The organism is Gottfriedia luciferensis (genome assembly GCF_001712755.1).
Classification (GTDB): domain Bacteria; phylum Bacillota; class Bacilli; order Bacillales; family Bacillaceae_G; genus Gottfriedia; species Gottfriedia luciferensis_B.
On the sequence record NZ_MDKC01000002.1, the window covers coordinates 33513 to 49039 of the forward strand.

14 protein-coding genes and 1 pseudogene are annotated in these 15527 nt (G+C 32.1%); 8 read left to right on the top strand and 7 right to left on the bottom strand.

Annotation, left to right across the window (positions count from 1 at the left end; translation table 11 throughout):
* Positions 1-10: 10 nt before the first annotated feature.
* Positions 11-1432, bottom strand: a complete 1422-nt coding sequence (locus tag BED47_RS02725) for a YfcC family protein (RefSeq protein ID WP_069032297.1) — start codon at positions 1430-1432, stop codon at positions 11-13.
* Positions 1433-1694: 262 nt separating this feature from the next.
* On the opposite strand from BED47_RS02725, the gene BED47_RS02730 reads away from it, so the two are divergent.
* The 7 genes and pseudogenes from BED47_RS02730 (at position 1695) to BED47_RS02760 (ending at position 9426) form a co-directional block, all read left to right on the top strand.
* Positions 1695-3752, top strand: a complete 2058-nt coding sequence (locus BED47_RS02730) for a sigma-54 interaction domain-containing protein (RefSeq protein WP_069032298.1) — start codon at positions 1695-1697, stop codon at positions 3750-3752.
* Positions 3753-3923: 171 nt separating this feature from the next.
* Positions 3924-6434 carry a cyanophycinase gene (locus tag BED47_RS02735; RefSeq protein ID WP_069032299.1) on the top strand — a complete coding sequence of 837 codons (2511 nt, stop codon included), beginning with the start codon at positions 3924-3926 and terminating at the stop codon, positions 6432-6434.
* A gap of 289 nt (positions 6435-6723) precedes the next feature.
* Positions 6724-7145: pseudogene (locus tag BED47_RS02740) on the top strand (TspO/MBR family protein).
* A gap of 325 nt (positions 7146-7470) precedes the next feature.
* Positions 7471-7914, top strand: coding sequence for a MarR family winged helix-turn-helix transcriptional regulator (locus tag BED47_RS02745; RefSeq protein WP_069032300.1), 444 nt, complete (start codon positions 7471-7473; stop codon positions 7912-7914).
* A 34-nt stretch (positions 7915-7948) separates the two neighbouring features.
* A complete protein-coding gene (locus BED47_RS02750; protein WP_069032301.1) occupies positions 7949-8587 on the top strand; it encodes a nitroreductase family protein in 639 nt (212 codons plus the stop codon).
* Positions 8588-8628: 41 nt separating this feature from the next.
* Positions 8629-8922 (top strand): putative quinol monooxygenase, encoded by a 294-nt coding sequence (locus BED47_RS02755; protein ID WP_069032302.1) that lies wholly within the window; start codon positions 8629-8631, stop codon positions 8920-8922.
* A 330-nt stretch (positions 8923-9252) separates the two neighbouring features.
* On the top strand, positions 9253-9426 hold the full coding sequence (locus BED47_RS02760; protein ID WP_025671792.1) for a hypothetical protein: 174 nt from the start codon (positions 9253-9255) through the stop codon (positions 9424-9426).
* 175 nt (positions 9427-9601) lie between these two features.
* Here BED47_RS02760 and BED47_RS02765 read toward each other — a convergent pair whose 3' ends face one another.
* Positions 9602-10876 carry an MFS transporter gene (locus tag BED47_RS02765; protein WP_069032303.1) on the bottom strand — a complete coding sequence of 425 codons (1275 nt, stop codon included), beginning with the start codon at positions 10874-10876 and terminating at the stop codon, positions 9602-9604.
* A gap of 254 nt (positions 10877-11130) precedes the next feature.
* Here BED47_RS02765 and BED47_RS02770 point away from each other — a divergent pair, with 254 nt between their 5' ends.
* A complete protein-coding gene (locus BED47_RS02770; protein WP_069032304.1) occupies positions 11131-12297 on the top strand; it encodes a sulfite reductase subunit alpha in 1167 nt (388 codons plus the stop codon).
* 174 nt (positions 12298-12471) lie between these two features.
* On the opposite strand, the gene BED47_RS02775 is transcribed toward BED47_RS02770, so the two are convergent.
* The 5 genes from BED47_RS02775 to BED47_RS02790 all read right to left on the bottom strand — a co-directional run bounded on the left by BED47_RS02775 (position 12472) and on the right by BED47_RS02790 (position 15399).
* Positions 12472-12834, bottom strand: coding sequence for a YciI family protein (locus tag BED47_RS02775; protein ID WP_069032305.1), 363 nt, complete (start codon positions 12832-12834; stop codon positions 12472-12474).
* Positions 12835-13107: 273 nt separating this feature from the next.
* On the bottom strand, positions 13108-13452 hold the full coding sequence (locus BED47_RS24490; protein WP_084006738.1) for a GNAT family N-acetyltransferase: 345 nt from the start codon (positions 13450-13452) through the stop codon (positions 13108-13110).
* A 144-nt stretch (positions 13453-13596) separates the two neighbouring features.
* Complete coding sequence (locus BED47_RS02780; RefSeq protein ID WP_069032306.1) at positions 13597-14286, bottom strand: DUF2711 family protein; 690 nt, start codon at positions 14284-14286, stop codon at positions 13597-13599.
* 247 nt (positions 14287-14533) lie between these two features.
* On the bottom strand, positions 14534-14992 hold the full coding sequence (locus tag BED47_RS02785; protein WP_069032307.1) for a DUF523 domain-containing protein: 459 nt from the start codon (positions 14990-14992) through the stop codon (positions 14534-14536).
* A gap of 107 nt (positions 14993-15099) precedes the next feature.
* Positions 15100-15399, bottom strand: coding sequence for a hypothetical protein (locus BED47_RS02790; protein WP_069032308.1), 300 nt, complete (start codon positions 15397-15399; stop codon positions 15100-15102).
* Positions 15400-15527 lie beyond the last annotated feature (128 nt).

The following is a 15527-nucleotide window of genomic DNA, read 5'->3' on the forward strand; positions in this document are numbered from 1 at the left end:
TGTTAATTCATTAAAAAGGACCGTAGTTCATTAAATGTGCGATAACAACAGCGATTAAACCAATAATATATTGAACGAATACTAATGGGAAAATCCATTTCGCCCATTTCGTCCAAGGGATCCCTGCAATTGCTAAACCTGCCATTAAAGTTCCTGCTGTTGGGAAAATAATATTACCAATACCATCAGCAAAAGAGAATGATAGAACAGCAGTTTGTCGTGTAATTCCTAGTAGGTCGGCTAATGGTGCCATTATTGGCATTGTTAACATGGCATGACCGCTACCTGAAGCTAAAATAAAGTGAATAGCTGCTTGGAAATTATACATCCCGATTACACTTAAAGAAGCAGGGATATGTTTAATGACATCAGATACTCCGTGAAGCATTGGATCAACGATATGTCCTTGATTTAAAACGACTAGAATTGCACGGGATACACCTATAATAAGAGCACCACTAATTAAAGAAGCAGATCCCCCAGTAAATGATTTAACAACGTCATCGATTGATAATTTTCCAATTATTCCAATTGCAATCGTTAAGATAATAAATAAAGAAGCAATTTCAGTAATGTACCATTGATATTTAATAACGCCAAAAGCTAAAATAATATAGTTTATAAGAAACGCAGTTAAAATCCATTTATGTCTAGAAGATAATTTAGCTTTAGAAGTTAATAGATCGTTAGTTTGTTCAATTGAATATTTTCCATAGAATCCTATGTTAGGATCTTTCTTTACTTTCATAGCATATCGATAAATAAAAATAACAGATATTAAATAAACAACTACAAATAGGACAAGTCTAAAGCCCATACCAGAAAATGTAGGGAGTTCTGCGATTCCTTGAGCTATACCAACTGTAAACGGATTCATAATCGCTGTTGTAAAACCTGCTGACGCTCCAACTAATACGATTGCAGTTCCTGTCATAGTGTCAAATCCTAAAGCAAGTGCTAACGGAACCAGAAGTGGAATATAAGCTAAAGTTTCTTCAGCCATTCCCATTAAGGAACCTCCAACTGCAAAGAACAGCATCATAATAGGAATTAATAACTTTTCTCTAGTAGCAAGTTTTCTAGCCATTGTTGAGATTAACACTTCAATTGTGCCAGTAGCACTTAATACACCAAAAAATCCTCCAATTATTAAAACGAAGAAAATGATATTACCTGCTTCTACCATACCCGAATGAATGGCTTTTACCATATCGAAGAGGCCAACTGGTGTAGCAGCGATTGATTTAAATGAATTCGGATCGACTGATGAATGTCCGTCAACGTCGATATGGGCGTATTCCCCAGTAGGTAAAACGTAAGTAAGAGCTGTTGCGATTAATAGAATTACTAAAAGTAATGCAAAAACATTAATTTTACGTTCTTTCATAACTTTTGTTTTAGGTGTCATTTTATTTGCGTGAATTTGTGACATAGATCCATCTCCTTTTAATGATTAAGTAGCTAATTAAGTTTAATAGAATCTGATAAATAAAACGCTTCCAAATATTCCCTCCCAAATTTAAATTCTCAAAATCTATTAAAATGGCTATAACATTCTATAAGCAAGTTGTGTGCCAACTTTAAATGTCTTATTTTTAAGAAAATTTGATAGATTCTTCAGGTTAATTGGTTCTTTTTGGTTTGTTTGGTGCTATAATAAAACCAATTTTATCAAATATGGAGAGAAATTAAAGATGAAAAATTCACTAACATTGATCACAGGCAGTTCAAAAACAAGACAAGCTTTGTCTAATCAACTTACGCAATTGCTAGAAGAATACATAACGATTAACTCATATGCAATTGACGAGGGGGAACATAAATCATTTAAGGATGAAATTATACTTTTTTCGTCAGAGGCAGTAAAAGCTGAAACTGAAAAATTTGCACAATTAAGTGCTAAACAAATCATAGTTGGGAAAAGAACGCTTAATCATGAAAATGTAGACAAATTATTGAGAATTGAGGAAGGAACAAAAGTTCTTGTAGTTAATGATGATTTTCAATCGACAGTCGAACTTATTCAGTCCTTGTACCAATTGGGGATTAATCATTTGGAGTATTTTCCATTTAAAAGTGATCAATTATATTATCCAGATATTAATTTTTCGGTTTCACCAGGTGAAACTCACTTAAGTCCTCCATATATAAAACATGTATTGGATATCGGCGTAAGACTTTTTGATATCTCTACAATTTTACACATTGTAGATTATTTTCATTTTAACGATAATATCGCAACATTAATTTCAGAAAAGTATTTACGCAATATAATTGAATTACATAGAGAACTTTTCAATGCAGATCAAAGTGTAAAGAAAGTAAATAGACATATCCAAAGTGTTGTAAATACGGTTGATGATGGAATATTAGCGATTGATGGATATAAAAGAATAACGGTGCTAAATGATCGGATTATTAAGTTGTTTAAATTAACTAAAAGTAACTATGAAGGTAAGTATATAGACGAAATTATTAAGGAGCAAAATATAAGGGACTTTATTTTAAATGGTACAGATGAATCTAAATTTTTTTCAATTGACAATATAGATATTGTAATCTATAGGACGTATAGTCATGAAGATGACAGAATCGTTGCTACTTTTAAGAGTGTTAATCAAGCATTTGAAATAGAAAAAACAGCACAGAGAGAGTTTAGAAAGCAAGGTTTTTATGCAAGATATGACTTTGCGGATATTATTGGTGAGGATGACGCAATTTTAGAATGTAAACGGATCGCAACAAAGCTTGCAAAGGCAGAGCATCCTATTTTAATTCAAGGTGAAACGGGTACAGGTAAAGAGCTTTTTGCACACGCAATCCATAAACATTCAAACAGAAAAAACGGCCCTTTTTTAGCCATAAATTGTAGTGCATTTACAGAGAGTTTACTAGAAAGTGAACTATTTGGTTATGAAGATGGTACGTTTACTGGAGCAAAAAAAGGTGGGAAACAAGGCCTTTTTGAAATTGCTGATGGAGGAACGATCTTCTTAGATGAAATAGGTGACATCAGCTTAAATGTTCAATCGCATTTACTTCGTGTTCTCCAAGAACAAGAAATTCGTAGAATAGGTGGCAGAAAAATCATTCCTATTAATGTTCGCATCATTGCTGCAACTAACAAAGATATCCATCATAAAATCTCAGACGGCTCATTCCGTTCCGATTTGTATTACAGATTAAATGTGTTAAATCTCATCATTCCACCTTTACGCTTAAGAAGAACAGACATACCGATGCTTGTCCAACACTTTATCTCTAAAAGTGGAAAAGGGGTTTCAATTGAGAAAGAAGCTTTAAATGAATTAATGGGTTTAAATTGGTTAGGTAATATTAGGGAATTGAAATCAGTTATTGATTATATGCTTACTGTTTGTGAAGGAAATACGATTTCTCGAAATGACTTTCCTCATTATAACTATACAGAGAACAGGGAACAACCAAAAAGAGATTCAGATCAATTTGAACTTCCTACAAGTGTTCTTGAAATTGAAGAATCTGTTACAATTCTTGAAACAATAAAGAACTGTAATGATTTAGGTAAAGCAGCAAGTAGAGACCTTATATCCAACTCGAGTGAGGAAAAAGGTAGATACTTATCTCCACAGCAAATTAGACTTCGTTTAGAAATTATGGGGAATAAGGGCTTGATAACAAAAGGAAGAGGTAGAGCGGGTACGAAGATTACTACTATTGGAATTGACTATTTGCATCTTCTAAAAGCTAACATGAAAAATAAATCTCTTTAAGTTTTCTAAATAGTTACAATTTGGTTAGAATTGGTTGTAATTATTCACCCAAAAATAGTTTTTAAATTGAATAAATAGTATTGAAACCTTGTCTAGTCAATCTACTTATTTTTGGTATAAAACTTGCTTGTATTCAGAAGTAAGCTAAAAAATAAGTAAAGGGGTTAAGGTATGAGAAAAAAAATTATTACATTTTTGGTTAGTTTTATTTTAACGTTTTCAGTATCAGGGTTATCTTACGTAAGAGCTCAAAGTTCACAAGAAGATATTCAAGGAAACCTTGTCATTGTTGGCGGTGGGTTAGGTTCTTCGAATAAAGTAGTGTATGAAAAATTTATTGAATTGGCCGGATCTAAAAAGGCGAAAATCGGCATTATTCCTGCTGCTAGCGGTAAATTAAAATCTTCTTTAGATTTTGAACATGATTTAATAAATTATGGTGTAAGTCCAGAATCAGTAGAGATTTTACCTTTATCAAATCATGATTTTTCTGATACAGATGAAAATGAGTCTAATTGGAAGGATAATGCGAATCGTTCAGAAATTGCAAAGCAAATAAGAGGGCTGACTGCTATTTGGTTCGTAGGTGGAGACCAACAACGTATAGTCGATACATTACGATCAGAAGGTAAAGATTCAATAGTCTTACAAGAAATCTGGGATATCTATCGAAATGGTGCAGTTATTGGTGGGACGAGCGCTGGAGCTGCAATTATGAGCAACACGATGATAACAGGCGGAGATAGCCTTGGTGCATTAAAAGGATATTATGAAAAAAATCAAAATCAAAATCAAGGAAAGGGAAAAGAGTATGAACCTCTGTCAGTTGAAAAAGGACTAGGTTTCTTTCAAAAAGGTATAGTTGATCAGCATATGGATGAAAGAGCTCGCTTTGCTAGATTAGCAATTACAGCAATCCAGTATCAAAATGATGGAAATCTTGCTTATGGAATTGACGAAGACACTGCAATGGTTGTAAGCAACAAAGAAAAAACAATAGAAGTTATAGGGCGTAGTGGTGTATCAGTGATCGATGTAAATGAAGCAAAAAGAAATGGGAATTTAGAAAATATTAAAATTAACTACTTAGCTCAAGGTGACAAGATCCATTTTGATTCTAATGCGATTGATTTTTCTAAAGATAAATATGAAACAAAAGGATATGAGTATTACTCTTTTCAAGCATTACCAAATACCGGGTTACTGACTCCTTATGGAAAGTTAAAAGATTATTTAGCTTACTCGCTTGTTGATAACGAATCGACGCAGGTAATAAAATCATATCTATATGATAAAGAAGGCAAAGGGTACGAAATAGTTTTTCGTAAATCAAAGGATACAAATGGTTATTGGAAGTATACTGACGGACAAAAAGATGATTATTCTATTCAAAATGTAACAATGGATATTCATCCTAGAAAATTTGGATTTAGTGAACAAGATTCGGAAATTGACTTTAAGAAATCAGATTTTAATGTTTCCAATCATACAAGCGAAGGACCTATAAAAGGGAATTTAGTCATTGTCGGTGGAGCGTTGGGAAGCAGTAATAGTGCAGTTTATAATAAATTGATTGAACTTGCAGGAGGACCTGAAAATGCAAAAGTAGGAATCATCCCTGCAGCGAGTACAAAACTGACTTCTTCGAATGATTTTACAAAAGATTTAATTAAATACGGAGTTAAAAAAGATTCTATTGAGATTCTGCCAATATCTAATCATGATTTTAAAGGTACTCCAGAAGACGAAAAGCAATGGATTAACAATATGAATGATGATCAGTTGGTTAAAAAGATTAGTAAATTAAATTGTATTTGGTTTGTTGGTGGAGACCAGACTTTAATTACTTCATCATTATTAAATGAAAATGGTTCAAATTCAAAAGTTTTAGATGCTATATGGAAGATTTACGAAAATGGTGCTGTTATAGGTGGAACAAGTGCAGGTGCAGCTATTATGAGCAATACGATGATAGCTGGAGGAGACAGTTATGGGGCTTTGAGATATGGATTTACAAAGTCTTATAATGATATGGAACAACAGGAAGGTGGACCAGTTTACTTAGAAAAAGGATTGAATTTCTTTCAAGATGGAATTGTCGATCAGCATTTTGATAAGAAAGCTAGATTAGGACGTTTAATAGTGACAGCAAATGAAAAAGGAAAGAAAAATCAACTAGCATATGGCGTTGATGAAGACACGGCTATGATTGTAAATAACCAAAAACATCAAGTCGATGTAGTTGGTCGTGGAGGATTAACAGTTATTGATTTATCGAAAGTAAAAGCAAGTAAAAATATGCCAAATAAGTATAAAAATGTTATTGTTTCAGTTATTTCACCTGGAGATCATGTTAATTTATTAACAAATGAGGTAAGCATAAGTAACTTAAAGTCATCAACAAAAGGATTTGAATATTATGACTCAAAAGTAGCCCCTTACACAGGAGTATTTTCTCCTCATGTGTTATTAAAAAATTTCTTAGCATATAATTTAGTTGATAATGATCAAACAAAAGAAGTACATAGCTATAGTTTTAATGATGATAAAGGATTTGAACTATCATTTAGAAAAACAGCTGAAACGAATGGGTACTGGACGTATAAGGATGGTCAAAAAGATGATTATAGTGTAGTAAACGTTTCGTTAGATATTAATCCTATAAATGTAGAAATACGTTAAGAATTTATCACTGTTTTAATCTCAATATTCACGCAAATTTTTTCTTATTCTACCATATATCGAAAAATTTAAAGCAAAATGCTTGAGAGAGCTAGTAAAGATAAGAATTTATAATAAAAAGCTAAATCCTTAAAAGAGTATCTTTAAAAAAGTACTCTTTTTTTGTTTTAAAATCATTACCTTGGCAAAGTCTATACTAAAAAATAAAATTAAACAGACTAAATAATAAAGAAAACAAGTGTTGGGGGGAAGTGATTTGAGTTCAATATTGATATTTATTTTAACGTTAATGTTATTTGCATTGTCTGGATTATTATTTCCAATTGATCTTAAATGGTATACCATGTTAAAAAAACCTGTATGGACTCCCCTAGTAAATTATTTGGAATCGTGTGGGGTGTGCTCTATCTATTAATTGCACTGTCACTAGCAATTGTAAATTACAAGGTAGGTCTAATGAATACTCCTTTCACTTTTTTACTTATCTGGTTAATAAATTATATAAGTAACCAGGCATTTAGTTATTTTCAATTTAAAAGAAAGAGACTTGATTTAGCAGCCGTTGATTGTTTAATTGTAGCAGCTACAGCAGTATTAATCATTCTATTTACGTTACCTTATTCCATAGTAGCCTCAGTACTATTAATTCCTTATGCTATTTGGACTACTTTTGCTACATATTTAGCTTTTTCTATTTACCGTTTAAATTAATAAAAATAAAATTTTTCTTTACTAATTAAATTATAAATATCGATTTACTTAATGCTAAAAAAATTATCAAGAAGGAAACAAGTAACTAAGGATGGTGAATTTATTAGTTTCCTTCTAAATATCGTAGGGTTGGAAAACAATCAAAAAGAAATGAAATTGAATCATCTGAAATTTATAACAAAATAAAATTTTGATTTTGTACTTGATTCATGTAGAACTAAGGTGTATATTAATTGACATATCAATGGTTGACCCGTCAATTATTGATAGCTCAATGCTTATTAACTGTTAATAAAATTTCATCATATTTTTTGGGAGGTAACGCGTGCCTAATACAAAAGAAACAAAAGTACTATCATTATTAAAAGAATTAAAAGTTCAAATTGAAATAACATTTGAAAAATGTATGGGGATTAGTCAATCACGATTAGAAATTTTGAATCAATTGTTTGAGTACGGTGAAATTAGTCAATCTCAGCTTCAAAAAACATTAAAGATTGATAGTGCTGCAATTACTAGACATTTAAAACAACTTGAGTTAAATGGAAAGATCACTAGAAGAAAATGTGAGACTGATAACAGAATAACGTTAGTTAGATTAACACAAATGGGACAAGATCAAATGTCTAGTTTATGGAAGGAAAAAGTAGAGTTTGTAGAGAACATGCTTATTGGCTTTTCCGAAAAAGAAATTGACTTAACGCTTGAATATTTAAACCGTATACAAATAAATATGAACCGAATTAATTCTGATCGAGAAACTAAATAATACGAAAAAAATTAGTAAAGAGGAGAATACAACAATGACTACGACAACATTAACTAATAATTTTAACGAAATTTTAAAAGGAAGACGCTCAATCCGCAAATATGATCCAAATGTTAAAATCCCAGTGGAGGAAATGCATGAAATAATAGAAACAGCTACTTTAGCTCCTTCTTCAGTAAACATGCAACCGTGGAGATTCTTAGTAATTGAAAGTGATGAAGCAAAAGCTACATTAGCTCCATTAGCACGATTTAATCAATCACAAGTTGAAACTTCTTCTGCGATGATTGCACTATTTGGGGACTTAAATAATTTTGACTATGCTGAAGAAATATATGGTCGTGCAGTTGAATTAGGTTATATGCCAGCAGACGTTAAAGAGAAGCAACTAGAAACACTTAGTGGTTTCTTTGCAAACAGTACTACAGAGCAAATGAAAGATACTGTTTTAATTGATGGTGGATTGGTAGCAATGCAATTTATGCTAACTGCTCGTGCTTATGGTTATGATACTTGTCCAATCGGTGGCTTCGAAAAAGACAAAATTGCAGAAGCATTCGGTATGGATAAAGACCGATATGTTCCTGTTATGTTGATATCAATAGGTAAAGCTGTTGATGCAGGATACAATTCTGTTCGTTTACCAGTTGAACGTGTAGCAGAGTGGAAATAAAAAATAATATAAAAAAACACAATGAAAAGAAGGTAAATATTATGATTATTATTCATGCGAAAATGACAATTGATTCAACAAAAGAAGCTAAATTTTTAGAGGAAATGACTTCACTATTAGAATTATCAAGAGCAGAAGAAGGTAATATTTCATACGATTTGACAAAACAAACGGATAGAGAAAATGAATTCATCATGCTCGAAATTTGGAAAGATGTAAATGCTGTTACTGCACATAATACAAGTGCTCATTTTACAGCGTTTGCTGAAAAAGCAAAAGATTACCTTACAGCGCCAATTCAAATAAATCTTTTTGAAGCAAATAAATTAAAGTAATTTAGCAAAAATGGAATAGTGTTATAAAATAAACAAGACGATAATGCAAGTTTGAACTGTTTAAAAATTATGAGCCTATAAAGAATTATGTTCATATTGTAAATTAAACCTATCTTAATCCTTGTGGTAAGATAGGTTTTTTCTTCTTAAAATTATAACCTTGTAAGAGTAAAATAGTAATGGACTTCAATTTTATGAAATCTTAAGTCATTACCTAATTGGATTTATTCATGTTGCTATTTGAAATCTTACATACATAGAATTATTATAGTCGATACTAAAATTATGGTGTAAATTACATCATAAACTTCGATGTGGGGGTAAACTTATATGAATATTCGTGAAGGTTTAATTCCAACAGTTTTAGGTTCTGCTGTAACAGCTACTGGTTATGCTTTAAAACAAAAACGAGGAACCAATAAAATGATTGCAAATACAGTTTTTGGTTTTGGACTAGCCCATATTGTATTAGGTGCAATTGACTTAGTTGAACATCGAAGTTAGATTGAAAGAAGAGAGTGTTAATTAGTAAACACTCTCTTTTTCAATCTTTTCTTTAACAGCATGTAAAACTGGCCTGATGTTTTAGTGTATTAAGGAAGAAAACTTTGCTAATCTGGCTTATCTTTCATAAGTTTGAACATTTACACGGCCCCTTAGGACAACCTTCTATCTCTTTTTAGTAATTTGTAGTTTTCGCTACTTCAGTATTATTAGGTTCAGAAACACGAGTTAAAAAGAATATACCAATAACAAATAGAATAATTAGACTAAATACGCCCATATTAGAATGACCTGTAAGTTGAGCTGTCAAGCCGACTATTAATGGTCCCATGATCGATGCAAATTTACCGAAAATATTATAGAAGCCAAAAAACTCATTTGATTTTTCTTTAGGTACAAGTTTTGCGTAGTATGAACGACTTAAAGCTTGGATTCCACCTTGAGATGTGGCAACAAGCATAGCTAAAATCCAAAAGTCTAAAGTGGAATTTAAAAAGTAAGCATATATACAAACAATCATATAAATAATGATTCCAACATAAAGCATGATTTTACCTGAAAACTTATCTGCAAGTTTTCCGTAAATAATTGCAAATGGAGCAGCGACAACCTGTGTGACAAACAAAATAATTAATAGATTGGTTGAACTGATTCCAAGGTCAGTTCCGTAAGCTGTTGACATTGTAATAATCGTTCCAACGCCATCAATATAAAAGAAATATGCAAGTAAAAATATAAATAAAGCACGATATTGTCGGATATTTTTAAAGGTCTTTCCTAGCCTCTTAAAGCTATTTAATACAGGATTTTGTTCTGGTTCAATAAAAAAATTTTGACGAACGTTTCGAAACAAAGGAATTGTAAAAATGCCCCACCAGACAGCGGTTATGAGAAAGGCAATTTGACTTGCGCGAGTTGTTGAAATTGAAACTAGCTCCTTTTGAGCTAATACGATTAAAGCTATACTAATGATAAATGGGATTGTGCTACCAATATATCCTAGACTAAAGCCTCGAGCGGATACCTTATTCATCCGTTCTTCTGACGTTACATCTACTAAAAAAGCGTCATAAAATACATTCGCACCAGCAAAGCCAACAGCTGTAATCGTATAACAAATCAAAAGTAAGAGCCAGTTATCATTAGGAATAAATGTAAGTAGTGCAGTAAAAGAAACACCGAGAGTAAAAAAGAAAGAAAATAGCTTCTTTTTAAATCCTTTATAGTCGGCAATTGTTCCAAGGATTGGACCTAACATAGCTAAGATGAATGTAGAAATTGCGATCGTATAACCTAAATAAGCAGTAGAATCAGAAGCACTTATTCCAGCTTTTGAAGCAGAAGCTTTATAAAAAAGAGGGAATACGGCAGTGCTAATAATAATAGAATAAGCTGAATTGGCCCAATCGTAGAAAATCCAACTATTTTCTTGCTTCGTAAAACTCTTCATGAGTTTTTTCCTCCCAATGATTAGTAACTGCTATAGATTAGATACTACTAATATTTTATTTATCCTCTACAGTTTTCAGTATATTATCTAAAAATTCCCTGTATAAGCAGTGGACAAGAGGAGAATCAGTAAGGTTTCGGGACACGTGGCTAAACAAAAGCACAAAAAAAGGTAAAAAAGTAGTAGATGTTAATACATTATTTCCCACTTCTATGTTATCTTAGTTATATAACAATTCTTGGAGGTTACGAGTAATGAAATCTACTTTAAATGATACTACAAATGACAAACTACCATATTCAAGGACTAATCCATTTCCAGCGGAGGTTCTCAAAAATATTAATTTAAATGGAACAGACTCAAACAAGGAAACAAGGCATATTGAATTATCATTGAAAGGGTCAGGATTTACTTATGTCCCAGGTGCTGCACTTGGCGTTGTTCCTTCAAATGACCCGGAGCTAGTTACTGCTCTTATAAATGAAATGAAATGGGATGAAGAAGCAATTGTAACTGTTGGTAAGCAAGGTGAAACACTATCTTTAAAAGAAGCGCTTACATCTTATTTTGAAATTACACTGATAACGAAGAAAATATTACAACAGGCTGCTGTATTTACAGAAAACGAAGATTTGAAAAACCTTGTGTTGGTTGAAAACGCAACTCAACTAAAGGAATATTGCTATGGACGAGATCTACTTGATATGTTACGTGATTTTGGTCCATGGAGTGCATCTGCTCAAGAGATCGTTTCATTATTAAGAAAAATGACTCCGCGACTATATTCAATCGCAAGCAGTATTGCTGCAAATCCAGATGAAGTTCATCTAACAATCGGTGCTGTACGCTACACTGCACATGGACGCGAACGAAAAGGCGTTTGTTCTGTTTTATGTTCAGAACGTATTAAAGAAGGAGATACTCTTCCAGTCTATGTTCAAGCAAATAAACACTTCTATTTGCCAGAGTCTGGGGACAAAGATATTATTATGGTTGGACCTGGAACGGGTATTGCACCATTCCGTTCGTTTATCCAGGAAAGAGCAGTCAATAAAGTCACTGGCCGTTCATGGTTATTTTTTGGAGACCAGCATGAAGCGTCAGATTTCCTTTATAAAAGCGAGTTAGAAAAATATCAACAAGATGGAGTATTGACAAAAATTGATACTGCATTCTCACGTGATACAGATCAAAAAGTTTATGTTCAACATAAAATGCTTGAAAATAGCAAAGAATTGTATGAGTGGATTGAAAAAGGAGCTTATTTCTACGTTTGTGGAGATAAAGAATATATGGCAAAAGACGTTAACGAAGCGCTTATTACGATTCTTGAAAAAGAAGGTTCAATGGATCGCGAGGCAGCTGAAGCACATCTTAAAGATATGCAGAAGCAAGGGCGTTATCAACGTGATGTGTATTAAGATTAAAAGGTATTAAATTAAATAGGTATTTTGTAAAAAGAAGTAACCCTTCGTTCCAGTTGGTACGAAGGGTTACTTTTTTTATTGTTTTTAAATTCTATTTTTTGTTCTGATGCTTCTTAATTAGAATTACTTCTTATAAATCTTTGTTAATCCAATGTTTAGTCTATCAGTTTACTCGAATACTTGACGTAGCTCAATCTGTCCTTCTCCAAGACCATGTGGATCTGGCGCGCGCATCGCCCACTTGATGGCTTCCTCGCGAGATTTCACATCTATGAACCAGTATCCTGCAATCAACTCATTGACTTCAGCGAAAGGCCCTTCTGTAATGGTCGGTGGTTCTCCGGGAATAGGGTAAGTAATACGAATACCATTTGAGCTTGGATGGAGTCCACCGACAGACACCAGAACTCCAGTATTCTTCAATTCTTCATTATATTTCTTCATCTCAGCAAACATTTGATCCATCTGCTCCTTTGGCATTGTCCCTGCTTCAGAATCTTTTGATGCCTTGACAACCATCATAAATTTCATTAGTATTTCCTCCTCTGGGTTATGGCTTTCTAATGTTAAATCCTTATACATTGGTAACATTCTTACTGTTGCAGCTATCATCATTATATCTTGGTTCTAGCTTTAATAGTAGGAGGTATGCTTCATTTCAAATTCACATCATTTTCAACATAATCATAAAGTTCTTCAAGTTAAATAGATTGCCAATAGAAGCTTTTTCTTTTTTAAATTATTTGACATCTGAGTTGAAGAATCATTTATATACTTATTAAATAAATCTTTTTTTTCGTGACTCTATTCTAGGGTTATGTTATTTATTAAAACAGGCATAGTCATGGCATATAAATCATATCCTTTTGCCCAATAATCCTGTTTTACTAACTGTGTCCTAAATCCCATTTTTTCAAAGAAAACATTTGCGAATTGTGATGTCCGAACTTCTATTTTTGTTATACTTCTATTCATTTGAATTTTATCTATACAATGTTTAACAAGCTTCGAACTAATTTTTTTACCTTTATAATTAGGGTCTGTAAAAATCCAAGAAATTCCACCTAAGTTTATCTCAGGAAAATAATATCCACAAGCTCCGACTATTCTTTCATTTATAATTATTTTGCTTATAATTTCTAAAGCAATTTATCCCATTTATTCCTAATCTTTATTGAACTAAACCGCCATTTTGTTCAATAAAAAAGGACCGATAAATCGTCGGTTAAGTTGTTCAACTAATGCACTGTGTTAGTTGCATAACAACTAATAAAAAAGAGTTCCCACACAATTCTAATAGATATTTGACCAATACCAATCGATATATGTTTTGTCGTCACATACTATAGATTCCCAGCCCATATTTTTAACAATATCATCAGTTTTTTCATCACGGGTCATAAATACCGTAATAAAAGTATCAAACACACTCATAAATGCAAAATCCATATTTTCATCTGATATTATTACCTCTTTTAAAGATAATTTACTGTTATCTAAAGACATAAGTTTTTTAATCTCTAAAGTACCACTTTCGTCCAATATCGGATTAGAGTAGCTAAAATATTTAGCTCCTTTAGATTCTAATACTTTTTTTATGTCTTTAATAAAAAATAGTGAAATATCATCCTCATCCGGATAAAAACAATCTTGTTTTAAATTTGAGTTTAATTTCTCGGCTAAATCATCTCTTGCATATTGTTCCTTTAATGCACAAATTGATGTTTGTAATGCAATCGCTAGTTCACTAAAATTGGTTAAATCGCATTCTTGCATTATACTCATCCAACTAACTTGTTTACCAAGTTTTAAGATTTCTTCATCACTTGGATATGTATGTTCAAATTCGTTATTTCTTCTTTTCTTCTCCCATCCCAAAGGCATTTGGATAAAAGGGTGAAATAATATGGCTGCGGATTTAAAACTATTTGGCAGTTGGTCTAAGATAGGAGATTTGTCATCTAACCATATGTAATTTAACATTTACAAACTCCTTTTCACTAATTTTTCACTACAAAAAGAGTGTACCTTAATTTTAGTTATATTTTGGATTGTAACCGAGATTATACAACTAACGCACTGCATTAGTTCAATAAGTTTTATAAAAAAATACCACATGGTAGCCACTTATCAGATTCGGCTTCGTGTTCCTTACTCAGTAACTGAATCATTGCTTAACCCTCTAAAATATTCTCTTATTAGTAGAGAAACGAATTAATTTGTTGAAGAATTATAAGAAGGTTTCAGAGAATTTTTCTTCTGATATTACTTTAAATCCATTTCTTGTAAGTAAAGCAGAAGTAACTCCCATCCCATCAATTTTTTTACCAATAAAATCGCCATTGTAAATCTTTGAACTGCCGCAGGATGGGCTATTCTCCTTAAGTACCACTACAGTCGCTTTCATTTCTTTAGCTTTTTCGAGTGTAATATATGCACCCCTTATGTAAAGTAGGGTAACATCTTTGCCTGATTTATCAACTACTTTAGCCTTTCCATCCAGTACATCTTCTCCGTTTCCACCTATTATTTCAGCAGGCTCTCTGGGGGTTGAAAATCCTCCTAGTAATTCTGGACATATTCTAATAGCTTTATTTTCTTCTACTAGTTTACTTATTTTATTATTTAAACAATGCGTGCCATTATATCTTACCTCTAAACCTGCTAAACAAGAACTTACCAAAATCATTTACAATTCCTCCTTGAGAATAAAAAACGGTTTATTAAATTCCTCTTTAACTACGCACTGTTGATTGGTTTGAACTAATGCATTGCGTTAGTTGAAGATTGTGGATGTTATTTTATTTCATTCTTTTTTTGTTTATTAAATTCCCTCCAACCCTTAATTGAATAACCACAACACAAAATAAAAAATAATAATCCCCCGAACCAAACTTTAAACACTTCAGGGATTCGGTCGACAAGAGGTATAGAAAAGTGAACATGTTTGTGTAAATAATTCCCAATAAAACGGACTAAAAAATAAAGTACAGAATAGATAACAACATTTATGATAAATTCTTTTATCTTAAATTTTCTTTCATTTAAAAATGAAAAAAGTAATGCTAGGACAATTACAGTAATAAAGATTTCCAATTGGATTCCTCCATAATGAAGTTGCTTATAAATTAAATTATATCAAAAGTAAATTAATTTTGATTTGGGGATTATCACTTTTTTTCACAAAAGATCCAATTAATCTTAAGCAACTAAATTGCCTTTAG

Bases quoted from the DNA above. Each gene is read 5' to 3' on its own strand.
- BED47_RS02725 (WP_069032297.1), bottom strand. From the start codon at position 1,432: ATGTCACAAATTCACGCAAATAAAATGACACCTAAAACAAAAGTTATG.
- BED47_RS02730 (WP_069032298.1), top strand. From the start codon at position 1,695: ATGAAAAATTCACTAACATTGATCACAGGCAGTTCAAAAACAAGACAA.
- BED47_RS02735 (WP_069032299.1), top strand. From the start codon at position 3,924: ATGAGAAAAAAAATTATTACATTTTTGGTTAGTTTTATTTTAACGTTT.
- BED47_RS02750 (WP_069032301.1), top strand. From the start codon at position 7,949: ATGACTACGACAACATTAACTAATAATTTTAACGAAATTTTAAAAGGA.
- BED47_RS02755 (WP_069032302.1), top strand. From the start codon at position 8,629: ATGATTATTATTCATGCGAAAATGACAATTGATTCAACAAAAGAAGCT.
- BED47_RS02760 (WP_025671792.1), top strand. From the start codon at position 9,253: ATGAATATTCGTGAAGGTTTAATTCCAACAGTTTTAGGTTCTGCTGTA.
- BED47_RS02765 (WP_069032303.1), bottom strand. From the start codon at position 10,876: ATGAAGAGTTTTACGAAGCAAGAAAATAGTTGGATTTTCTACGATTGG.
- BED47_RS02770 (WP_069032304.1), top strand. From the start codon at position 11,131: ATGAAATCTACTTTAAATGATACTACAAATGACAAACTACCATATTCA.
- BED47_RS02775 (WP_069032305.1), bottom strand. From the start codon at position 12,834: ATGAAATTTATGATGGTTGTCAAGGCATCAAAAGATTCTGAAGCAGGG.
- BED47_RS02780 (WP_069032306.1), bottom strand. From the start codon at position 14,286: ATGTTAAATTACATATGGTTAGATGACAAATCTCCTATCTTAGACCAA.
- BED47_RS02785 (WP_069032307.1), bottom strand. From the start codon at position 14,992: ATGATTTTGGTAAGTTCTTGTTTAGCAGGTTTAGAGGTAAGATATAAT.